The sequence below is a fragment of the Streptomyces sp. NPDC058637 genome, from assembly GCF_042717325.1.
In the GTDB taxonomy this organism is placed as follows: Bacteria; Actinomycetota; Actinomycetes; order Streptomycetales; family Streptomycetaceae; genus Streptomyces.
The window spans coordinates 1-23322 of the sequence record NZ_JBHXRD010000043.1 but is presented as its reverse complement, the minus strand read 5'-3'; the positions used below and the strand labels follow the sequence as shown (position 1 = coordinate 23322).

Annotated in this window: 14 protein-coding genes and 1 pseudogene; all 15 read right to left on the bottom strand. The window is 73.7% G+C overall.

What is annotated here, in order from left to right; all coding sequences use genetic code 11:
- Positions 1 to 102: 102 nt before the first annotated feature.
- Positions 103 to 1062: an ABC transporter ATP-binding protein gene (locus ACFWVP_RS31235; RefSeq protein ID WP_384501340.1), complete on the bottom strand. Its 960-nt coding sequence runs from the start codon at positions 1060 to 1062 to the stop codon at positions 103 to 105.
- On the bottom strand, positions 1059 to 3830 hold the full coding sequence (locus ACFWVP_RS31230) for an FtsX-like permease family protein (protein WP_384501339.1): 2772 nt from the start codon (positions 3828 to 3830) through the stop codon (positions 1059 to 1061). The genes ACFWVP_RS31235 and ACFWVP_RS31230 overlap by 4 nt, the downstream gene beginning before the upstream one ends.
- A gap of 1 nt (position 3831) precedes the next feature.
- The gene (locus ACFWVP_RS31225; protein WP_384501338.1) at positions 3832 to 7188 is read right to left on the bottom strand and encodes an FtsX-like permease family protein; all 3357 of its coding nucleotides are present in this window, start codon (positions 7186 to 7188) and stop codon (positions 3832 to 3834) included.
- 163 nt (positions 7189 to 7351) lie between these two features.
- Positions 7352 to 7756 carry a globin gene (locus ACFWVP_RS31220; protein WP_384501337.1) on the bottom strand — a complete coding sequence of 135 codons (405 nt, stop codon included), beginning with the start codon at positions 7754 to 7756 and terminating at the stop codon, positions 7352 to 7354.
- A 77-nt stretch (positions 7757 to 7833) separates the two neighbouring features.
- Complete coding sequence (locus ACFWVP_RS31215) at positions 7834 to 9234, bottom strand: FHA domain-containing protein (protein WP_384501336.1); 1401 nt, start codon at positions 9232 to 9234, stop codon at positions 7834 to 7836.
- 126 nt (positions 9235 to 9360) lie between these two features.
- A complete protein-coding gene (locus ACFWVP_RS31210; RefSeq protein WP_384501335.1) occupies positions 9361 to 10722 on the bottom strand; it encodes a VWA domain-containing protein in 1362 nt (453 codons plus the stop codon).
- A gap of 127 nt (positions 10723 to 10849) precedes the next feature.
- Entirely contained in the window at positions 10850 to 12244 is a 1395-nt protein-coding gene (locus ACFWVP_RS31205) for a PP2C family protein-serine/threonine phosphatase (protein WP_384501334.1), read from the bottom strand.
- A gap of 2 nt (positions 12245 to 12246) precedes the next feature.
- Complete coding sequence (locus ACFWVP_RS31200; RefSeq protein WP_384501333.1) at positions 12247 to 15012, bottom strand: tetratricopeptide repeat protein; 2766 nt, start codon at positions 15010 to 15012, stop codon at positions 12247 to 12249.
- Positions 15009 to 16346, bottom strand: coding sequence for a hypothetical protein (locus tag ACFWVP_RS31195; protein WP_384501332.1), 1338 nt, complete (start codon positions 16344 to 16346; stop codon positions 15009 to 15011). Before ACFWVP_RS31195 ends, ACFWVP_RS31200 begins: the two co-directional genes overlap by 4 nt.
- Before the next feature lie 49 nt (positions 16347 to 16395).
- On the bottom strand, positions 16396 to 17430 hold the full coding sequence (locus ACFWVP_RS31190; RefSeq protein ID WP_384501331.1) for a glutamate ABC transporter substrate-binding protein: 1035 nt from the start codon (positions 17428 to 17430) through the stop codon (positions 16396 to 16398).
- Positions 17431 to 17441: 11 nt separating this feature from the next.
- Entirely contained in the window at positions 17442 to 18830 is a 1389-nt protein-coding gene (locus ACFWVP_RS31185; protein WP_384501330.1) for a hypothetical protein, read from the bottom strand.
- Positions 18831 to 19138: 308 nt separating this feature from the next.
- Positions 19139 to 20113 (bottom strand): N-acetylglucosamine kinase, encoded by a 975-nt coding sequence (locus ACFWVP_RS31180; protein ID WP_384501329.1) that lies wholly within the window; start codon positions 20111 to 20113, stop codon positions 19139 to 19141.
- Positions 20104 to 21369, bottom strand: coding sequence for a 6-phospho-beta-glucosidase (locus ACFWVP_RS31175; RefSeq protein WP_384501328.1), 1266 nt, complete (start codon positions 21367 to 21369; stop codon positions 20104 to 20106). Before ACFWVP_RS31175 ends, ACFWVP_RS31180 begins: the two co-directional genes overlap by 10 nt.
- Positions 21370 to 21371: 2 nt before the next feature.
- A pseudogene (locus ACFWVP_RS31170) lies at positions 21372 to 21731 on the bottom strand (carbohydrate ABC transporter permease); the annotation flags it as partial.
- Between the two features lie 202 nt (positions 21732 to 21933).
- On the bottom strand, positions 21934 to 23148 hold the full coding sequence (locus tag ACFWVP_RS31165) for an ROK family protein (RefSeq protein WP_384501327.1): 1215 nt from the start codon (positions 23146 to 23148) through the stop codon (positions 21934 to 21936).
- Positions 23149 to 23322 lie beyond the last annotated feature (174 nt).

Here is a 23322-nt window from a genome sequence, read left to right as displayed (position 1 = left end):
TCGTGACGGGCCGCACACCTGAGTCCCCGCGCCGTGACGGGCGTGCCGACCGGGACCCCGCGCCGTGACGGTTCGCGACGGCCTGAGGTCCCCGTGCCGCGTCTACGCCTTCGGTGGCTCGTCCGGCCACACCCCGATGTGGTCCTGCTCCAGCTCCAGCATCACCCGGTGCTCCATGCCCAGCGCCGCGGTGTAGTCGGCGGGCAGCTGCAGCCGGCCCGCCCGGTCGAGCATCGCGTACTCCCGCGCCACCTGGGACTCCTGCCCCGTCGTCGCGTCGACCTCCGTACGCCGCAGCACCTCGGAGGACGTACGGCCGTCGCGGATCGCCACCGTGCGGCGTACCTCGCTCGCCACCGCCTGGTCGTGGGTGACGATCACGATCGTCGTGCCGAGTTCCTCGTTGGCCCGTCGGAACGCGGCGAACACCTGCTCGCCGGTGGCCGAGTCCAGCTCACCGGTCGGCTCGTCGGCCAGCAGCACCGAGGGGTTGTTGGCCAGGGCCACCGCGATCGCCACCCGCTGCTGCTGGCCGCCGGACATCTGTACCGGGCGGCGGTCACGGCAGTCCGCGACATCCAGCATCTGCAGCAAGGCGTCGGCGCGCGCGGCCCGTTCACGGTCACGGCCGCCGCCGCGCAGCTGCATCGGCAGCGTGACGTTCTGTACGGCGGTCAGGTACGACAGCAGGTTCCGGGCGGTCTGCTGCCACACGAAGCCCACCACGTCGCGGCGGTAGCGCAGCCGTTCCTTCGGCCCCATCGCCAGCAGATCGCAGCCCGCCACCTTCGCCGAGCCCGCCGTGGGCACGTCGAGGCCGGCCAGGATGTTCATCAAAGTGGACTTCCCGCTGCCCGAGGCGCCGACCAGCGCCATCAACTCGCCCTCCGTGACGAGCAGATCGAGCCCCTGCAGGGCCTGCACCTCCACCCCGTCCGCGGAGAAGACGCGCACCAGCCGGTCGCAGGCGATCAGCGCGTCATGTCCGTACGAGGGACGGTCGCGGCGCGTGACGGCCCGCTGTTCGAGCTCCGCCAGAGTGGTCTCTGTCGACGACGTCATCGGGTGTCTCCTGCCCTGAGTTCCTTGATCGATCCACGACGGCTCGCCCACCACGCCTGGACGCCCGCCACAGCCGCGGCGAGGACGACCACCCCCAGTGCCGGAAGGGCCAGCGACCAGGGGTCGGCCCGCATCGAAGCGCCGACCGGTGATCCGGATTCCCCGCCCGCCAGCGCGAGCGCCGCGAGGTCGACGCCGGGCGCCAGCAGGGCGATGGTCGCCCAGCCGACGAGCAGCCCGCCGAACGCGGCCAGCAGTGCCTGCGGCATGGCCTCGAACGCCAGCAGCCGCCTGCCCTGCCGGGTGGTGAGCCCCATGGTGCGCAGCCGTGCCAGCAGTGTCCTGCGCTCCGGCGCGGTCTGCAGCAGGGACAGCAGCACGGCGAGCAGCGCGTATCCGGCACCGGCCGCGACAGCCGCCCCGTAGATCCGCTCGGCGCCCGACTGCATCGGGGTGTCGACGAACGCCTCGCGTTCCTCCGCACGCAGCCGCACGGTGAACTGCCCCGCGTCCTTCGCGGCGGCCCGCAGCTGTCCGGCGTCCGGTGCGGGACCCGTGACCATCAGGGTCGTGGGCCGCCGTGTGCCGAGCCCCGCGGAGTCGACGACGAGGAAGCCGGAATCCGTCACAGCGGGGGTGCGCGAGAGGACGGCGGCGACCCGCACCGTGATGTCCCCTCCCTCCGACGCGATGGTGCGCGGCTCGTCGCCGAGCAGCTTCGCCACCTCGGGGGAGGCGATCGCGGGCAGCACCTCGTCCTGCCCGCCGCCGGCCCTCAGCAGGCCGGCGGACAACGCGGGCAGGCCCGTCCCACGGGCCAGTCGCGCGTACGACGCCGGCTCCACGCCCAGCAGGGTCGCCCGCTCGGTGTCCGACCTGGCGTCCAGGGCGGCGGCCAGCGGAACGCTGTACTCGATGCGTACGGCCGCCACGTCCTCGACACCGTCCATCGCCCGCACCTCACGGGTCATGCGGTCCGGGACCGTCGTCAGCCCCACGTTCTCACCGCTGATCCGGGCGTCCGCGCCGACCGCCCGCAGCGCCGCGTCGTCACGCGCGTCGGCGACCCCGGCCAGCACCGAACCGCCGAAGGCCGCCGTGGTCAGCGCGATCAGCAGGGCGAGCAGCGGCAGCGTGCCGCTCGTCGAGGCACGCCCGGCCCGTGCCAGCGACAGGAAGCCGACCGCCCCACGCAGCCGCGCGACGGGCCGGGCCGCCAGCCGCAGCGGCAGCGGATAGAGCCGCACGAGGACGAGGGCCGCGATCAGCCCCACCAGGACGGGGGCGGAGCTGACCAGCAGGTCGGTGTCCGAGCCCGTCGTCGTACCCCTCCGGCGCAGCGCGGCCACCGCGCCGACCGCCAGGACGAGCAGGGTCAGCTCGGCGACCGTACGCCGCCGGGAGGGCTTCGCGTGCACGACGTCCTCGCGGGCGCCGTGCAGCAGCGGCCTGCGGTGGTGCAGCGTCGTGCGGAGCGGCAGCGCCACACAGACCAGGGCCGCGACCGAGGCCGCACCGGCCACCGCGGGCCACCACCGGGCCTCCCCGATGACGAGGACGGCCAGCAGCAGGCCGAGCGCCGCCGCGGGCAGCACGGCCACCGCGGTCTCGGCCAGCAGCCGCCCGCCGATGCCCCGCAGCGAGCCGCCACGGGAGCGCAGCAGGGCCAGCTCGTGGTGGCGGCGGGCGCCGATCAGGGCACCCGTCATCAGCAGGACCACCGCGGCCACCGCACCGATCCCCACGGCGGCGACCGTCACGACGGGGCCGATCGCCGCGCCCATCGCCGCATAGGCGTCGAGAATGGCGTCCAGGTCCGTGGTGAGCGTCGTGTTGGGCCCCACCAGGGCGCGCAGCTTCAGCAGCCCCGGGCCGTTCTCCAGCGAGGCGACGGCGTCCCGCAGCCCGGGTGCGTCGGCCGCGGTGAGTCCGGCGGGATCCGGGGCGATACGCCAGTACAGCTCCGGTTCGCCCGTCGTGGCCAGCAGCGCGGGCCCGGTGTCGGGGGCCAGGAACAGCGTCGCCGCCCAGTAGGAGACCGGCGTCGGGGAACCCGGGTCCGGGACCAGGGACGGGGCGCGGTACAGGGGGTCGACGGACCAGTAGCCGCTCTCCGGGTGCAGCGGGGTCACGAGGCCCGTGACGCGTACGGTCAGCGGCTTCCCGCCCTGGGTGGGCACCGCGATCGTGGAGCCCACCTCCATCTTCAGCTCCGCCGCCGTCTCCTCGGTGACGGCCGCCTCCACCTCACGGGTGGCGGCGGTCACCTCGCCGCGTGCGACGGGCCAGCGTCCCCCGGCCAGCGAGCTGTGCTCGCGGAGCGCCGACGGGACGGCGTAATGCAGCCGTGGAGGCAGCGCGTCGGGCCGGGGCAGCCAGGACTCCCGCGCGACGATCGGCTCCGACGTGTGCGCCCCGTAGGAGGAGCGCGGCACATCGGCCCGCACGGGTGCGGGAAGGCCCTTCAACAGCGCCCGGTCGACCGCGGCCAGCTCCTTCTCACGCATGTACTGCTCGCGTACCGGTCGCGGGGCCGCGAGGGACGGCGGGGGCGTCGCCACCTCGAGCACGCTCAGCCCCGGCGACGCGCTGCCGATGTCGTGGCGCAGCGCCCTCGTCTCGTACGCGTCCACCGCACGCGGGAACGCGGCGGCGAGGAAGGCCGTCAGGAACACCAGGACCGCGAGGGCGGCGGTGATCCCGGGGGCGGTACGCAGCCGGGTACGGACCCAAGGGGCGCAGGCGGCCGAGATCTTGGCGGCGGTCATGTCAGTTGTCCCCCTGGTGGCGCAGCGAAACGGCGGGATCGGCCCGCCTCAGCGTGATCGCGGCCACGATCAGCGACGGCAGCGCCGCGACGGAGGCCAGCAGCACGGCGACCTGCCCGGCGGGCAGCAGCACCAGGACGTCCGGCACCGGTCGGGCGGCCTGCCCCGTCAGCACCACGAGCGGCACGACGGCCCTGGTCAGTACGGCCCCCAGCGCCAGCCCGATCAGCACCGCGAGGGCGATCAGGATCCCCTGCTCCGCGGCGACCATCCTGGCCAGCCTGCGGCGGGACGTACCCAGAGCCCGCAACACGGCGAATTCCGCGGCCCGTTCGCGCTGCGAGCCCACGAGGCCGACCGCGTAACCGACCGCGGCCAGCGCCGCGGCGACCGCCGCGACCGCCAGCAGCGCGGACTGCGGACCCGACCCCAGTGGATCGTCCGCCAGGGCCTGGGCCGTCTCGTCACGCACCAGCACCTGGGCCGGGTCCGTACCCGGCAGCTCGCGCAGCCCGGCCGCCACCACCGGCCCGTCGCCGGGGGCCGTGCTCAGCCACCACTCGGTGGGCGCGAGCGCGGCACCGGACCGCTGGGCGAGCACCTCGGAGACGGCCCTGAGGTCCAGGAGCAGGCTCCCGCCGGGCTTCACCGTCGACTCCGCCCCGCTCCCGGCGGCCGAGGAACCGGCGCCCGAGGGCCCGACGGCACCCGGGGACCCGGCCGTGCCGGTGGTGGGCAGTTGCCGCACCGACTTCACCAGGGTCACCCGGACCGTCCGGCCGGACAGCGTGAGGTCGACCTTCTGGCCGAGCTTCGCTCCCGAGTACGTCAGATACGCGTCGGTCGCCACCGCCTTCGGCGCGGGCGCCGCCGCACGGACGGCGGTGACCCTGAGCGTGCCCACCGGGCCGCCGCCGAAGAACGGCTCCGGCGTCAGGACGGCCCCCGTGCCGTAACGGAAGGAAGGCGCCGCGCCCGAAGCGCGCACCGGCTCCGGAGTCTCGCCCGGCCGCTCCTCCCCCGCCTCGGTCACGGTCGTCGCCGCCCGCCAGCGCACCCCGGCCCCCGCACCGACCGGCCGCTCGCCGCCCTCGGCCGTCTGCGCCCTGAGCCCGGTCACCGAGACCAGCCGCCGCTGGGAGCGGTCCGCGGGCACATCGCCGTCCACCTCGAAGCCGGTCACGGCCAGCCCGCCCGACGGGGACACGGGCACGGAGACGGTGTGCGTGCGCCCGTCGACGGGAACGGTCCCGGCACCGACCCGGTAGCCGATGCCGTAACGGTCCTCCAGCAGCACGCTGACCAGCGGAGCCGCACCGGCCGGCTTCTTCTCCTCGGGCGCCGCGGTGTCGGTGATCCGCAGATCGAACACCGCCCGGGTGCTGTTCTCCGGCAACGTGACCCCGGTACGCGCGGCCTTCGGCGGGGCGATCGCTTCGAACAGCTCCCGCGGCGCCGAGCCCGCGAGGTCCTCGCGCATCAGCATCCGCTCACCGGCATGCGCGGTGTCCAGCGCCAGCACCTCGGCCGTCCGCCCGCCGGACAGGTCGACCGTCGTACGGAAGGCCGGAGCCGCCTCGCGCACACCGGGCAGATCCGAGTACGGCGCCGCCTTCGCCGGGTCGTTGCCGAGCCCGGCCACCACCCGTACCGAGGCTCCGGACCTGAAGTCGGCCTGGTCGCTCTGCGAACGGTCCCAGGAAGCGGCCTGACCGATGGCCAGCATGCCCGTCGCCACGGCCAGCACGATCAGCAGCACCGGACCCGCACCGCGCAGCGGACGGCGGCTGAACTGCCAGCCGGCCAGGGCCGCGGACAGCCCCCGGCCGCCCGCCGCGCGGCGCTCCGCGAGCCGGGCCGCCGGAGGCAGCAGGCGCAGCGTCAGGACCGTGCCCGCGAGGAGGGCCAGCGCCGGTGCGGCGACCAGCAGCGGATCGATGCCGAGCTCGCCCTCCCGGTCACCGCTGAGCGCGCCGCCGCCCGAGGCCCCGGTCTGCCGCTCCAGCTGCCAGTACGCCACCCCGGCGATCAGCAGCAGCCCCAGGTCGGCACCCGCGCGCACCGGGGTGGGCAGCGCCGCGGCGCGGGAGCCCCGCCGTCCGCCCGCACTCGCGGCCAGGGCGGGCGCCACCACCGCGAGCGCACACGCCAGGGCGACGGCGACGGCCACCAGCCACACCGAGCCGTTCACCCCACCGCCGAGCTCCAGCCCGATCCGGGTGAGCCCGCTCAGGTCCGCGAGCAGCCGGGTCAACGGTCCGGCGAGCAACGGGGCGACGAGAGCGGCGGGCACCGCGAGGAGCAGCGCCTCGGTCGCGGCCAGCGAGGCGAGCCGGCCCCGCGAACCGCCCCGGGCCCGCAGGAGTTCCGTCTCACCCGTCCGCTCGCTGCTCAGCAGCCGGGCCACGAGCAGCAGGGCGTAACCCGCGAGCAGGACCAGCTGAACCGCGACGATCATGATCGTCGAGCGGGACACCAGCAGCGCCCGGTCGATCTGCTCGACGACGGTGGGCAGCGAGGTCCGCACCGTCACCTCGCCGTCGAACACCGCGGCCGCCGCCAACGCCTTCGGCCCGTCCGTCGACGCGCGGCGCAGAGCCCCGGTCCGGTCCGTGGTCACCGTACGGAAGTCGGCGCCGGCCACCCAGGACACCCCACCGGCACTCAGCCGGCCGGAAGCCAGCACCGCGGGGTCGGCGAGCAGCGGACCGTACGTGGTGAAGACGACCTCGCGGACCCCGCGCCCGCCGAGCGCGTCCAACTGCCAGTAGGGATCGGCCTGGTCGGACGCCTCGTACAGGCCGGTGATCTCGATCGTGAGCGGTGCTCCGCCCAGCCGGTCGGCGAGGGTGTGCCGCGTGCCCGTCCTCACCTTCAGGGCCTCGGCGGCGGCACGGGGGAGCGCGACCTGCACCGGCCCGGCCGGATCACCCGCCCCGGCGACGGGCATGCGCCCCTCGGTCAGACGGACGCGGCTGCGGTCCAGCGAGGCGAGGTGCGTGAGGTCGGGTTCGCCCCGGCGGTCGGCCGGAGCCTGGAGTCCACGGGGCAGCGCGTACGGTCCGGAGGTCTCCAGCTTCCGTACGGTCACCGGCAGTCCGTCGAAGGTGTCACCGGCGGCCCGGCGGACCGCGGCGTCGGCCTCCTCGCGCCGGTCGCGCTCCACCTCCGCGGACACGAAGAGGGCTGCGGAGCCGGCGGAACGGTGGGTCAGCGTGCGCCGCAGGGCGGCGTCCCCGACGGAACCGGAGAAGGCGGTGAGCGCAGCCAGTACGCAGGTGGTCAGCAGCACGGCCAGGAGGGCGGCCGCGAGAAGCAGCCGGTGCGCACGCACCCGCAGAAGGACGAACCCCGTCACCTGATCCCCCGAAACCCTCAGCAGCCGCACGCCCCCCGACGTTCCCAGGATGCTTTCAGAGTGCGTTGGCTGCTGGAAACCGCTCGCGGTCGCTATTGATGGGATCGTGACCGTTATCCGGCGACGGAGCACCGGATTCCGCACGTACGCGGAGGGGAGCGGGTCAGCCCTCGGTGTTGATCATGGAGGCGGCGGCGTACGTGAGGTAGTCCCACAGCTGCCGCTCGTGCGCGGCGGACAGACCGAGCTCGTCCAGGGCCACCCGCATGTGGGAGAGCCAGGCGTCGTGCGCCGCACGGTCCACCTGGAACGGGGCGTGCCGCATCCGCAGCCGGGGATGGCCCCGGTGATCGCTGTAGGTGCGCGGACCGCCCCAGTACTGCATGAGGAACAGCGCGAAGCGCTCCTCGGCCGGACCCAGATCGGCCTCCGGGTACATCGGCCTCAGCAGCGGGTCGTCGGCGACACCCTGGTAGAAGCGGTGGACCAGGCGCCGGAAGGTCTCCTCGCCGCCGACCTGCTCGTAGAAGGTCTGCTCCTGAAGCGTGTCGCGCGGAATCTCTGTCACCCGTCCATCGTCGCAGACGCACCGGCCGGGTACCGAGGGCCCAGGACCCCGGTACCCGGCGCGGGCGTGCGGGAGGATCAGTCGCGGCGGACGGTGATCGTCGTCCAGGCCCCGACATGCACCTGGTCGCCGTCCTGCAGCGGGACGGGGACATAGGGCTGGATCGGGTCCTCGGCACCGTTGAGCGTGGTGCCGTTGGTGGAGTTCTGGTCGACGACCGCCCAGGTGCCGTCCGGCTGCCGCACCAGCACGGCGTGCTGGTGCGAGACGCCCGGATCCTCCGGCGGTACGGCGAGGTCGATGTCGGGGGACTCGCCGGTGCTGTGCCGGCGGCGGCCGATGGTGATCTGGTTGCCCGTGAGCGGCAGGTGCTGCTCGGGGGAGTACGCGGGCAGGTTCAGCCCGGTCGCCTCGGGGCCGCTGCGCTGCATCATCGCCAGGAAGTACGCGCGGTCCGGGGCGATGACGGCCGACCAGCTGCCGGACGACCGGTCCTGGCCCTGGCCGGGACCCTGGCCGGGGAACTGCTGCTGCGGGGGCTGGGGGGCCTGCGGCGGCTGTGACGCCTGGGGCGTCTGCGGTCCCTGCTGGAAGGACTGCGGAGGCTGCTGCTGATGGGAGGGCGGCGGCAGCATCCAGTCGTCGTCCCCACCGGTCCCCGGAGCCTGCGGCTGCGGCGGCGCGGGCGGCGCGGACTGCTGCTGGAACGACGGCGGGGGCGGCGGTCCCTGCCGTCCCGGACCCTCCGGCTCGAACGGCGAGGGCTGACCGGGATGCCCCTGCTGCCCCGGACCCTGCGGCTCGAACGGCGAAGGCGGGCCCTGCTGCCCGGGACCCTGGGGATCGAAGGGCGAAGGCTGCCCGGGCGGACCTTGCCGGCCCGGACCCTGCGGCTCGAACGGCGAGGGCGGTCCGGGCGGCGGGCCCTGCTGTCCCTGGTGCTCGAAGGGGGACGGCGACTGCTGCTGGAAGGCCGGCGGGGGCGGCGGCCCCTGCTGGAACGGCGGCGGACCCGGCCGGCCCGCCGGCTCCGGCGAGAGCGGCTCCGCGGGCCGGTTCATCTGCGACGGCCGTGAGCCCTGGTAGTCGAAGGCGTCCCGCTGCTGCGGTGGCGACGGCGGTCCCTGCTGCGCCTGGAACCCGGGCGGTAGATTCAGGCCGGGCGCCGGGCCACCGACATTGCCCTGCGGTGCCAGCGGGGTGTACGAGGTCGCCGTGTTCGTGAGGAAGTTCCAGCGGCACTCCTCGCAGAAGGGCGTCATCGCCTCACGCGGGGTGCGGCACTGCGGGCAGAGCTCGGCCTGGGCGGTCGGCTCACCGGAGCCGGAGCCCTGCGGGTAGCCGTAACCGGGCGCGGGCGGCGGAGGAGGCGGCGGCGGGACCGCGCCCGCGGGCGCACCCGCCCCGGCCATGCGATGTCCGCAGACCTCGCACCAGTCCTCGGAACCCGACTGGTGTCCGTTCGGGCAGGTCGGCATGTCGGCGCTTCCCCCTCTCCTCGTCCGGCCCGCAGGCCGTCATGCTCGTAGGCGCGCCGCGCGGCGGACCGGATGGTCCCCCGTGCGGCTGTGTCGCTGTCGTGTACGCAGCTGTCGTTCTTGCCGCTATTTCTTGACGCGAACGGTCTTGGTCGAGCGCGTTTCGAGTGTCATCTCGTCCGCTTCCGCCACCCTCGCTTTCAGTCGCACAGTACCGGTCGCCGCGTCGACGACGTCGACCACCTTCGAAAGGAGTTTCGCGGTATCCGCGTTTCCGGAGGCCGAGGCGAGCTGCACCGCACGGCCCAGTTTCGCGGTCGCGCCGTCGAAGTCTCCTGATTTACGCGCATCCAGGCCTTGTTGGATGACTTGCGCCAATTCGGCCTGGCCCGTGTAGTGGGCGACCTGGGGGTTGATCGACGTGGACGCCACCATGTCGTCCGTCCACACCGCCCGTACGAGTCCCTGGGAAAGGGTCTGCGGGGTGGCGTCGGCCGACGTGGGGGGCAGGATCAGCGAGACACGCGCCGCCAGCATCTCCTGGCCGATCCCGGCCTGCGGAACCCGTACGCACACGTGGTAGTCCCGGGACTCGTCGCCCCAGGAGCCGGTCGGGTAGTCGCCGGCGCGGGGGCCCGCCTCGGTGCGGCGGCCGGTCAGGTCGGTGACCGTGGGCGCCACCTGCTTCACGAACACGATCTCCACACCGACCGGAGTCCAGAGCCGCAGGCCCACATCCGCGACCTCCTTGCCCATCGCGTGCTCCATCATCCGCGTGAAGTCCGCGGCGAGCCCCGCCGGATCGGCCACGATGTCGGCCGTGCCGAGCAGGGCGGAGGCGACGGCTGTGACCTCTTTCACCTCCCAGTCGGTGCCGACACCACGGGCGTCACAGGTGAACCGGCCCGCACAGGACTCCAGCGCGGCCCGCAGATCCTCCGGGGACTCGTGCTCGTTGCGCCCGTCGGTGAGGAGGATTCCGTGCCGGATCTCCACGTCGGCCGCGCCGAGCAGCCGGTCCGCGAGCCGCAGCCAGGTACCGACCGCCGTACCACCGCCCGCGCTCAGCCGGCGCAGCGCGTCCTTCGCCTGGGCCTTCGTCTGCGCGTCGGCGGTCGCGAGGCGTCCGTCGCCCGGATACACGTCCTTGGCCACGTGCGTGCCCGCCACCACCGCGAACCGCGTGCCGTCGCGCAGGGTGTCGATCGCCGCCGCCGTGGCGTCGCGTGCGTTGCGCATCTTCGTGGGCGGGTAGTCCATCGAGCCCGAGCAGTCGACCATGAGCACCACCGCCGCGTCGGGTGCGGTCCCCGACGCCCGCGCGGGCGTCGGGAAGGCTCCGGCCAACGGCACACCGCCGGTGGTCCCCCCACCCGTCGAGGTGACGGTGACGATCGCGTTGACCTCACGGCCGCCCTCGGGCAGGTAGGCGTTCTGGTACACCTCGACGGCGAACCGCGGCACGCCGGACTTGGAGAAGTTGGCCATCTGATCGGCTCCTCGTTGCTCCACGTGTGTCAGGTGAAGACAGGTAAGCGGACAGGTCCGAGCGGGAAGTCGGGCGGGGAGAGGCGAAGGAGGGGCGAGGGGGACGAACAGGCGGAACGGACGCGGCTCAGGTGGTGCCGCAGGCCGATCCTGCCCCTCGGGACGGCACGGCGAACGGCAGCAGCGCCACTGTTACGTTGTCGTGGCCACCGCCGTCGAGCGCGTGACCGACCAGCACCTGGGCGCCGTGCAGCGGACGTTCGTACGCGTCGGGCGGCACCGCGGCGGCCAGCTCCACCGCCCCCTCCGCGTAGTTCCACAGCCCGTCCGTGCACACCACGACCAGCCCCGCCCGGTCCGGTTTGAAGGACGCGGTATGCGGTTCGAGTTCGTACGCGTCGGCGCCGAGCCAGCCCGTGATGGCGTGGGCGCGCTCGTCCGCGTACGCCTCCGCCTCGTTCATCAGGCCCGTCGCCACCATCTGCGCGGCCCAGGAGTCGTCCTCCGTGAGCCGGGCGGGCGCACCGGTGCGGTCCTCGGGCACCCAGTAGACGCGGCTGTCGCCCACCCAGCCGATGACCAACAGCTCGCCCGCCATGATCGCGCCGACCAGGGTGCAGGCCGGGGCGTTCTGATGGCGGTGCGGATCGTGCTCCATCGCGTGGCCCGGCTCCTGCGCCAACGAGTTGACGGCCTCGGAGGCGGCGAGGATCGCCTCGTGCATCGCCTGCTGCGGATGCGTGCCACGCGGCAGGGAATCGAGCAGCGCCTCGTTGGCCGCGGTCGCCGCGGCTGCCGAGGCCTCGTCGGGACGGCTCGCCGACGAGACGCCGTCGCACACGATCGCGACGACGGCCGGTGAGCCGTCCGGCAGGGCCGTCGAGGACACCGCGAAGGCGTCCTCGTTGCGGTGGTGGCGCAAACCCCGGTCGCTGACCGCGGCCACGGAACCGAGTTCCTGCTCCATGTGGTCGCGCTCCCTGGGCTGCGCGTGGCCGCAGTTCTCGCAGTAACCGTCGGTGTCCACACGGCCGGAGCGGCAGGCCACACAGGTCTTGCCGCCCGAAGCCGTGGCGGCCGCGGTGTGCTCCGCGGTACGCGGATCGGGCGCGGCCAGCTCGAAGTCGCCCGAGGCGGATTCCGGGCCGTCCGGCTCGTCGGAACGGACCGCCGCAGGAGCCGCCGAGGGGGCAGCCGCCTGAGCGGCCACGGGGGCAGCCGACGGCAGGGGCCTACCGCCCGAATCCGTGCCGGGCAGATCGGTCGGGCGGTGCGTGGGGGCGGGGAGGTCGGAGCTGTCGACCTCGGAGGCGGGCGGCCACTCCACCGCACCGGCGGCCGGCGCCTGCCCCGCCGGACTCTGCGCCGGGACCGTGATGGCGACCGTGGGCCGGTCCCCGGGGGGCGCGGGAACGACCGAGAGGTCGTACCCGCACGCGCCGCAGAACAGGTCGCCCGACTCCAGGGGTTCCTCGCAGCCGGGGCATCCCGGCAAAGAGGCCTGCTCATGCATCTGTGACATCTTCACACCCAGGTCCGGGGGCGGAAACGGTTGGCCCGCTCCACCAGTTCGATCCTCTCGTCGCCCCGCTGCGCCAGCCGGGCGAGCATCCGGTACGAGCGTTCGAGACCGAACCTGAGGCCCCGCTCGTCCAGCTCACTGCCGAGCAGCGCCCTCGGCCCCGCGGCTGCGGGGGAGGCCGGACCCGGTGACCGGTCCGTGGGACTACCGGAGAGTACCCAGTCAAGTGCCGTACCCAGCACTTCGGTCGACAACCGCTCACGGCGCACCGCGTCCAGACCGTAGTCCCGCAGCGCCGTCACCTGGTCCGCCGAGGCGGCCAGATCGTCGATCAGCGGCTCGTGCGGGGCACGCTCACGCAACCGTGCCCGCACCGCGGCCACCCGCGCCGCCGTGTAGTGGATCGACGACTCCGGTACGGACTCCAGCGTCCGCACGGCCCCGGACCGGTCCCCGGCGGCTATCCGCACCCGCGCCAGGCCGAACGCGGCACTGACGAAGCTCGGATCGGTCGCCCACACCAGCCGGTAGTACTCGGCGGCGTTGTCCAGCTGGCCCAGCACCTCCGCGCAGATGCCCAGCGCCAGCTTCGGCGCCGGCTCCCCGGGGAACGCGTCGTACACCGCGTCGAAGGACAGCGCGGCGTTCTCGTTGTCCCCGGTCACCAGGGAGGTGATCCCGCGGTACCAGACGACCCGCCAGTCCTCCGGATGCCGCGTCTCCACCGTCGTCAGCGCCCCTACGGCGGCGTCGAGTTCGCCCATCTCCAGCCGGGCGCGCAGCTCGCGCAGCCAGGTCTCCGGCGAAGGGGCGGCCACGGTCCGGAGCGCGGAGAGCAGCTCGGCGGGTGCCGACGTCATCACCCCGGCGAGGAACCCGGCGTTCGGGTCGTCGGCGTCGACCCGGGGGACCGGCAGGGCCAGCGAGGTCGCCCGCGCGTCGAAGTCCGCCAGCCGGGGGGCGTGGCCGGTGTGCGCGGCGGGCAGCGGCGCCGGGGCGGGAGCCGGCGGACGCGGGGCCGGAACAGCCGCCCGGGCCGGCGCGTACCCCGGAACGCCACCGGGGCCGCCCGCCGTACCGCCGCCGGTGCCTCCCCGGACATGGGTGTCCGGGGCGTACAGCGTGCCCGCGCCCGGCGCGCCGTGAGCGGGGACGGGAGAGGAGGCGGGGGCGTGCGACGCGGGGGCCGACGGTGGCGGGGCTGCCGGCCCCTGTGCCACGGGCACCGCACCGTTCTTCCGGCGTCCGAAGCGCCCCGCCGGAGCCCCGCGGGCGCCCAGCCGGGACACCTCACCGGTCAGCTCCCCGAACAACACCGTGTCCGTCACCCGCAGTTCCGTGCCGAACAGGGTCGAGAGCGCCGGACGCGGGCGCCCCGTCTGCAGCGCCACCACCTCCCGCAGCACACCCGTCAGCTGCTCGGCCATCTCCGCGGCCGACGCGAACCGCCGTTCCGGATCCGGGTCCGTGGCCCGCACCAGCAGCCGGTAGTACGACTCGTACCTGCGGAAGACGTCGATGTTGTCCGGATCGGGCAGCGAGTCCACGAAGACGTTCGTGTACCCCTGGAAGTCGAAGGTGAGGACCGCGAGCGTCCGCGCGACCGTGTACAGGTCGGAGGCGACGGACGGACCGACCTCGGCCACCTCGGGCGCCTGGTAGCCGACCGTGCCGTAGATGGCCGACTCGGTGTCGTCCATCCTGCGCACCGCGCCCATGTCGATCAGCTTGAGCTGGTCCTCCGTCTGGATCGCGTTGTCGACCTTGAAGTCGCAGTACAGCAGATTCCGGCTGTGCAGGTGGCCGAGTGCCTCCAGTGCCTCGATCCCGTACGCGCACGCCTGCTCCACCGGCAGCGGATCCCGCTTCCCGGCCGGGGTACGGCGCTCGTTGGCGATCTCCTTGAGCGCCTTGCCGCCGACGTACTCCATCACGATGTAGCCGTCGAGCGACCCGGTGCGCTGGTCCAGGTGCTCCACGAAGTTGTAGATACGGACGATGTTGGAGTGCTCGATCTCCGCGAGGAAGCGCCGCTCGGAGATGGCGGCCGCCATGGCGTCCTGGTCCCCGGTGTCCAGCAGGCCCTTCAGGACCACCCAGCGGTCGGAGACCGCCCGGTCCACCGCGAGGTAGACCCAGCCCAGGCCGCCGTGCGCCAGGCAGCCCGCCACCTCGTACTGGCCGTGCACGATGTCACCGCCGCGCAGCTTGGGCACGAAGGAGTAGGGGTGGCCGCACTTGGTGCAGAACCCCTCGGTGCGGCCCGGCCGTTCGCCGCGCGCCCGGCCCACGGGGGCACCGCAGTCGGAACGCGAGCAGAAGCGCTTCCGCTCGGGGACCTCGGGGTTCTCCATCACCGCCGTCCGCGGATCCGGCCGCGGCACGTCGGGGACGAGCACCAGGCCCGCGCCCAGCCGGCCCCGCGCGGAGGAGGAGCCCGTCGAACTGCCCGCGGAGACCACCGACACCGAACGGGAGGTGGACGAACCCGACAGCGAACGGGAGAGCCGCCCCGAGACCGAACGCCTGGACGTCGACGAACGGGACGACGCCCTCGACGACGCCCGCGAACCCGTCCGCTGCGACGTGCTGGCGCTGCCCCGGCCGCCCCCCGCCCCACCGCCCGCGGCGATACCGGTGGGCGGCGAGCTCAGCATGCCCGTCGAGGACACGACCGGCGCGAGACCGCACGTGTCGCAGTACAGCTCACCGCCGCCCATGTCCTCGTAACGGCCCTCGCACACGGGGCGCTGGCACTGCGTACTCATGATGTCTCCCCCTGTTCGCCGTGCCCGCCCCGGTCGCGCGGAGTCAGCAGATCCGCGGCGGCCTGCTGGTAGCGCAGCACCGCCTGTCCGGCGACGCGCAGATCGCACGGCGCGCTCCACAGCACCCGGCGGGCCGCGTCGTACCGCTCGATCAGCAGCGGATCCTCCGCCAGACCGTGCCGGGACACCTTCGCCCGGTACGCGTCGAGCCTGCCGCGCAGCTCCGCACGGATCGCGAGCGGCGCCGTGACCGACGTCAGCGACTCCCGGGCGCGCAGCAGCTCCTCCTCGGCCTCCCGCTCCAGCGACTCCAGCAGTGGCGAGAGCCGGCTCCACTGGGCGTGCCTGCGGTACTCCGCCGCGACCGCCAGCCGCTCCTGCAACGCGGTCGGCGGTCCGCTGACCGCGGGCACCTCCGACGCGGCGATCTTCGCCAGCACCTCACCGCGCGCCGACCGGGCCTCGGTGAGCGTACGGTTCGCGCGCGACAGCAGGTCACGCACCTGGAGCAGGCGCTGCTCGGCGTCCTGCCGGACCGCGAGCACCGCCTCGATCTCCCGGCGCACGTCCTCCAGGGCACGGGCCGCCCGGTCGTAGCGCGTGGTGTCGGAACGCCCCCCGCCGGGCGCGGCACTGCCCGGGCCCGGCATCCAGAACGCCAGCGGATCGGAGATCACCTGCACCCGCAGCGTGGCCAGTTCCTCGGTGATCGACTCCAGGTCGTCACCGGCCGGATGCTCCCCGGGCCGCACCCCGACGGAGTACGCCAGCGAACGGGTGCGGTGCAGCTCGGCCGCCAGCAGGTCTATCCGGGCGGGCAGCGCCGACCACACGGAGTCCGACGCGACGACCATGTCCAGCGCGCGGGCGTACAGCTCGTTCATCCGGGAGACGAGCTCCTCCAGCGTGAACCGCTCGGACAGCCGGGCCGGGCCGGTGAGCGAGGCTCCCGGCCCCGCCGTGCCCTGGTTCGCCACGGTCACGCCGTCGCCCCGCAGCAGATCGGTCAGGGCCACCATGTCGCCCCGGCCGGGGTAGCGGCGCCTGGCCCGGATCTCCCGGGCCGAGGCCAACGCCCCGGCGTAGGCGTCGAAATACCTCCAGAGCAGCGTGATCGTCTGCTCGGTGTCGGCCCAGCGTTCCTTCGTGACACCGGTCAGATCGGCGCCCTCCAGCAGCCGGCGGCCGGCATGGTCCTGCAGGGCGAGCAGCGAGGTCTCGATGGCCTCGTGCTCCGCGCCGAGCCGGGCCAGCGTACGGTCCGCCTCGTCCCGGCCCATGACCGGGCCGGGGGGCCTCCCCGCGAAGCCGGGGAAGGATCCCGCCACGCTCATCGATCACCTTTCCGCTCGTTCCGCCGGACCGGGGGTCCGGGCAGGTGGTTCAGTTGCTCCGGTACTTCGGGGCCGGGGGCCCCTTGATCCCGGGCAGGCCCTCCGACAGCCACGCCTCGTACGACTTCATCCAGAGGCTCCCGGCACCGCCACGGCGGTAGTCGACCAGCACCTGGTTGACCCGGGCCACCAGATCGTCGGCGCCGAGCTTCGCCGCGACCCCGTAGTACTCCGTGGTGAACGGCTTGTCGCCCTTGAGCTCCACCGCCGGATCCTGCGCGGCCTGGCCCGCGGCCAGCGCGTTGTCCGTGACCACCGCGTCGACCTCGCCGAGCTGCAGCCGCACCAGGCAGTCCAGCTGGTTGGGGACCGTCAGCTGGTCCCGGTCCCGCTCGGTGCCGTCGTGCTCGTCCTCGAATATCGCGCCGTACGACTGCTTCTCCAGCGCCTCGAACGCCGTGGAGCCCTCCGCCGTGCAGACCCGCTTGCCGGCCAGGGAACTGTCGTACCCCGTGATCCTCGATTCCTTCGGCGCCAGGACCTGCTGCCCGGCCTGGAAGTAGGCCGTGGAGAACGAGACCTGCTCCAGACGCTTGCAGTTGATCGTCATCGTCCGCACGACGACGTCGACCTTGTCGTGCTCCAGCGCGGCGATGCGCTGGTTCGTGGGAATGGCCCGGAAGATCACCGCGTCCGGATCGCCCAGGATGTCCTCCGCGATGGCCCGCACCAGGTCGATGTCGAAGCCCTCCAGGGTGTCGCTCTCCGGATCGCGGTAGCCCCACCGGAAGCTGTTCTGGTCGACACCGGCGATCAGCTTCCCGCGCGCCCGGATCCTGTCGATCGCCGGGCCGTTGTCCGTGGACGGCAGCAGGCTCGCCTCCGGATCCGTGCACGCGTCGGCCTTGGCGGGCACCGTGGAGGTCACCCCCTGGCCGGCCCCCTGCCCGCCGAAGGTGCCGTCACCGTGCGCCAACGGCAGCAGGGTGAGCGAGGCCGTGACGGCACAGGCCACCGCCATGCCCGTCACACCGCCCCACCCGCGCAGCCTGCGGCGCGCGGCCCAGACCTTCGCCCTGGTCATCGCTCCCCCTCTCACCGGTACTCCGAGAGCCTGCGGTTGACCCCGACGATCGTGGCGACCGCACCCAGTACGGCGAGGACGGCCGCCCCGACCGGCAGCCCGCCCAGCGCCCCGCGCCCGTTCTCCGCCGCCGCGGTGAACTCGCCCTGTTCATGGGCGAGAGCCTGCCGCAGCGCGCCGTCCACCCGCTCGAAGGACTCACCCGTGGAGCCCTCCGGGCCGATGATCTGCTCCAGCGCGCCCTCGTAGTCGCCCTGGTCGTCCGTCGTCCGGGCCTTCGCGTGACGGTCCTGCCACTCGGACACACTGCTGACCGCCTTCGCCACCGGCTCGCTCCCCGGGGTGCCCTCGGCGAGCTTTCCGGCGCTCTCGAGCTCCGCGCCGAGGGACTTCATGCCCGTGCTGTAGTCCGTCTCGTACTTGTCGCGCGTGCCGTCCGCCGTCAGTACCGCGCCACGGGCGACCAGGGTGAGGTTCTCGTTGGCGCGTGCCTTCAGCGAGTTGATCCGTGCCTTGTTGAGGACGTCGAGGGACTCCTGCCCCTGCGTCATCGCCGCGCGCAGCTCGGCCCTGGCCACCGTGTGCCCCACGGCCAGCCACAGCAGCACCACCGTGGCCGCGGCGGTCGCCGCGAGCAGCCCGTGGTTGAAGACGCGGTTCGTCCGGCGGTAGTTGCGCCGCTGCGTCCACACCAGCGCGGCCAGCGCCGCGAGGCCGGCGGCCAGCGACAGGAACGGCCACTGCCGCGCGTCGGCCGAGTCGGTGCCGAGCCTGCTGGTCTCCGCCGCGTACAACCGCTCCGCGGCGGGGAGGAGTTCGTCCGTCATCTTCTGGTTCGCGTACCGGAGGTAGGCACCGCCGAGGGGCAGACCCTGCCGGTTGTTGGCGCGGGCCCGCTCGACCAGGCCCGTGTACTCGGGGAGCAACTGGTTCAGCGTGGTGATCTCGTCCCACGAGGAGGACGAGGCGTCGGTGTTCGCCGCCGCCTTCACCAGGAGCCTGGAAGCCTCCCCGATGTCCTTCTCGTACTGCTCGTGCACCTCCTCGGGCTCCTGCGCGCCCGCCAGGAAGCCGCTCGCCGCCATCGTGTCCGCGTCGGCCAGGGAACGGTAGATGTCCGCCGCGTCCGCGCTCAGCGGCTGGCTGTGGGACAGCACGTCGTCCGCGGCCGAGGCCCGCCCGGAGATCTCCAGGGCCGTGACCGCGCCGAACGCCACGACCAGCAGCGCCAGTACGGCCCCGATGATCTGCAGCCTGCCCGGCTCGGTCGTCGCCGCCGTACGCAGCCGATCGGCGACCATCGACCGGACGTCGCGACGCTGCGCGGGTACGGTCACGGGCACGGCCTGCCCACCCGGCGCGCGCTCCCGCGGCGGGGCCCCGTTCGGCTGGTATGTCACCCGACCTCCCCCTCGGTCACTGACGGCGGCTCGGACCCCCGGCCGATCGGGGGACTCGTGCCCGGCCAGAAGTATGGCCGCAGAGACCGGCATTCACCAGGAATGCCTCGATCCCGCATCGATCCCCGTATTCGATCAGGGCTTGCCCGGGCGATCAAGACGATCACCCGGGCAAGCCCTGAGACATCCCCCGAAGCGGATCGATCTCCCCACCATGAACACGTACGGGACATCTGATCGGTTCCCGTGCGGAAGGGGCGTTCCGCGGCGCCGGAGCCGCCGGACACCCCGCCTCCGCCCCCAGTGTGTCAGGTGTACTGAGCACGCAGCCTGTTGTGCACCTCGGGCGCCGCCCCCGTACGGTCCAGGCCCAGCAGCGCGGCCCCCAGCACGGGGGGCTGCGCGACGACCCGGACCGCCGCCTTCGGAGCGCGCTCCGCCAGGAGACGCGCGATCCGGTCGTCCAGCCGCGGGTGCCGCGCGGCCAGCACGCTGCCGCCCAGCACCACGGGCACCTGCTCGTCCAGCAGCCCGAGCCGGCCGAGCGCGACCGACGCGAGGGCGACCACCTCGTCCGCCAGCCGGTCGACGAGAGCCGTCGCCACCGGGTCCCCGGCCGCGCTCGTCGCGAACAGCACCGGAGTCAGCCCGTGCCGGGCCCCGTGCGTGATCCGGCCCCGGTGCAGCGCCTCGATGAGTTCGTACATCGAGCCGAGACCGAAGTGGCCCGGCAGCGTACGCATCAGCTCCGTCGGCTCACCGCGGCCGTCCTCGGCCCGCGCCGCGAACCACAGGGCCTCCTCGGCGAGACCCGAACCCCCGCCCCAGTCACCGGAGATCCGGCCGATCGCGGGGAAGCGGGCGGTACGGCCGTCCGGGACCATGCCCACACAGTTGATCCCGGCTCCGCAGACGACGGCCACGCCGCGCGGCTCGTCCACCCCGGCCCGCAGGATCGCGAAGGTGTCGTTGCGCACCTCCACCGAGCCGCCCCACCCCCGGCGGAGCAGGGCCTCGGTCAACTCGGCCTCCTCCACCGGCAGGTCGGCGTTCGCCAGACACGCCGACACATGGCCGACGTCCCCCATGCGCACGCCGGACGACGCCAGTGCCCGGCCGAGCGCGTCGGCCAGCACGTCGACGGCCGCCTCCACCCCGACCACCGGCGGCTGGAAGCCACCCCCGCGCGCCGTGGCCAGCACCGAGCCGTCCTCGCCGATCAGCGCCACGTCGGTCTTGCTGTTGCCCGCGTCGACGGCGAGGACCGAAGCGTTCACGCCCACGGCAGGTGCTCCCGGTTGTGCGCGATCAGCCGGTCGGTGAGCGCCTCGGCGTACTCGTACTGGCCGATCAGCGGATGCGACAGCAGCGCCCTGAACACCCGGTCCCGGCCGCCCCGGAGCGCGGCCTCCAGCGCCAGGTCCTCGTACGCCGTCACGTTGGCGATCAGGCCCGCGTAGAGCGGGTCGAGCGCCGGGACCGTGAGCGGGGCGGCACCCGTGCCGTCCACCCGGGCCTGCACCTCGATCACCGCGTCGTCCGGGAGGAACGGCAGCGTGCCGTTGTTGTACGTGTTGACCACCTGCACCGACGGCCCGCCCCCGCCCAGCAGCGCGGCCGCCAGGTCCACGGCCGCCTCCGAGTAGAAGGCGCCGCCGCGCTTGCCGAGCAGCGCCGGCTTCTCGTCCAGCGCCGGATCGCCGTACATGGCCAGGAGTTCCTTCTCCATCGCGGCGACCTCGGCGGCCCGCGACGGCTTCGTTCCGAGCTCCCGGACGACCTCGTCGTGCGCGTAGAAGTACCGCAGGTAGTACGACGGGACGACGCCGAGCCGGTCGACGATCTGCCGGGGCATGCGCAGGTCGCCGGCGATCGCGTCGCCGTGCTCCGCGAGGAGCCCGGGCAGGACGTTCTCGCCGTCCGGACCGCCGAGCCGGACCCCGAGCTCCCACGACAGGTGGTTGAGCCCGACATGGTCGAGGTGCACCTCGGAGGGGGTGACGTCGAGCAGCGCGGCGAACTTCCGCTGGAAGCCGATCGCCACGTTGCACAGGCCGACGGCCTTGTGCCCGGCCCGCAGGAGCGCCCTGGTCACGATGCCGACGGGGTTGGTGAAGTCGATGATCCAGGCGTCCGGATTGGTCCGGCGGACCCGTTCGGCTATGTCCAGGACGACCGGCACCGTGCGCAGGGCCTTGGCGAGGCCGCCGGCCCCGGTGGTCTCCTGGCCGACGCAGCCGCACTCCAGCGGCCAGGTCTCGTCCTGGTCGCGGGCGGCCTGCCCGCCGACGCGCAGTTGGAGCAGGACCGCGTCGGCGCCCTCCACCCCCGCGTCCAGGTCGGCGGTCGTGGTGACGCGCCCCGGGTGGCCCTGCTTGGCGAAGATCCGCCTGGCCAGGCCGCCGACGAGCTCCAGCCGGTCGGCCGCCGGGTCGACGAGCACCAGCTCCTCGACCGGCAGGGTGTCCCGCAACCGCGCGAATCCGTCGATCAGTTCAGGTGTGTAGGTGGACCCGCCACCCACTACTGCGAGCTTCATGATCAGCCCTTTGCTCCGGTCGGTGTGACGCCCTCGACGAACGCCTTCCGGGCGAAGAAGAAGACGGCGATCACAGGGGCCATGACCAGAACGGTCGCGGCCATGGTCAGGTTCCAGTCGGTGTGGTGCGCGCCCTTGAAGGATTCCAGGCCGTAACCGGGTGTCCAGGCGGCCGGGTTCTCCGAGGTGTGGATCTGCGGTCCGAAGTAGTCGTTCCAGGCGGCGAAGAACTGGAACAGGGCGATCGCCGCGATACCGGGCGTCGCCATCGGCAGGACGATCCTGGTCAGGGTGCGGAACTCACCGCGGCCGTCGGCCTTCGCCGCGTCCGGGTACTCGTCGGGGTGGGTCTTCTCGAAGCGGTCGACGTCGTCCTGGACGGCCTTCACCTCGGACGGCGCGCTCCAGTCGTGCCAGAAGCTGATCGTGGTCCTGGCGTTCGGGTCGTCGTTCGCGCCGGACCCGGCCCGGCCCGTACAGACGGGGGCGAGGACCGGGATCGCGGCGACAGCGGCGGTGGTGGTCGGTCGGCTTCTGCGCATGGAAGAGCTCCCAGGGGCGGGGTCAGCGGGAGGTGTCGAACACCTCGTCGCGGGTGTCGGCGAGGGCCCGTTCCAGGGCACCCCGCAGGACCGGATGCCGGCCGATCTCGCCGAGCACGAGACGGGGCCGGGACGCCGCGAGCTCGGCGAGCTCCGACCGGATCAGGGACCGCAGCAGCTCACCGCCCGAGGCGACGAGCCCGCCGGAGAGCACGATCAGGCCGGGGTCGAGCACGGCGGTGACGGACGCGAGACCGGTGGCGAGCCGCTGGGCGTACTGGCGTAGCAGCTCGGTGAGCGCGGGGTCCTGCTCGTACGCGGCGGCGGCCCTGGCCAGCAGCCCGGCCGCTACCTCCACTGACGGCTGGTGCGGGGTCTCGATGCCGAGCGAGGTGGCGAGCCGGGGGACCGCCTGGGCGCCGGCCAGCTCCTGGAAGCCGCCGGCGTTGGCCTTGACGACCTGGCGTACGAGGGGGGTGCCCGGCACCGGCAGGAACCCGACCTCGCCCGCACCGCCGGTGAAGCCGCGGTGCAGCCGGCCGTTGATGACCAGGGCGGCGCCGAGGCCCTCCTCGTTCCACAGCAGGACGAAGTCCTCGTGCCCCCGGGCAGCGCCGAGCCGCTGTTCGGCCACCGCGACCAGGTTCACGTCGTTCTCGTACTCCACCGGCATCGGCAGGGCCGCGGCCAGCTCGCCCAGCAGGGTGGGGGAGTGCCAGCCGGGCAGGTGCGAGGCGTAGCGCAGCCGTCCGGTGCCGGGGTCGAAGGCTCCGGGAGTGCCGATGACGACGCGGTGCACGTCCGCGCGGGCGAGCCCGGCCTCCTTGACCGCGCCGTCCAGGGCGTCCGTCACCTGCCGCACCACGCTGTCGGCGCGCCGTCCGGGGGTGCGCAGCTCGTACTCGCCGACCGTCCGGCCGGTCACGTCGGCGACCGCCGCGACGATCCGCCGCGCGGTAACGTCGAGGCCGGCCACATGGGCCGCGCCCGCGTTCACCGTGTACAGCTGCGCGTTGGGTCCGGGGCGCCCTTCGCTCGTACCGGTGGCCACGACGAGCCCCGCGGCCTCCAGCCGGGCCAGGAGCTGGGAGGCGGTGGGCTTGGACAGGCCCGTCAGCTTCCCGATCCTCGTGCGGGAGAGGGGGCCGTGCTCCAGGAGGAGGTCCAGCGCAGCCCGGTCGTTCATGGCGCGCAGGACGCGTGGTGTACCCGGCGTGCCCGGAGTGGTTCCCGCCATGACCGATGCGCCCGCCCTCTGTTAGGAAAGTTTCCTGTTCGGTGGGGAGAACGTATGGCGCACATCACCGGAACGTCAATGGGCTCCACCCCCGTGGCTGCCGAAGCGTTATCCGGCGCCCCGCCCGGTCACCGGCGAAGGGGCGCCCCGCTCAATCGCGGGACGCCCCTTCGC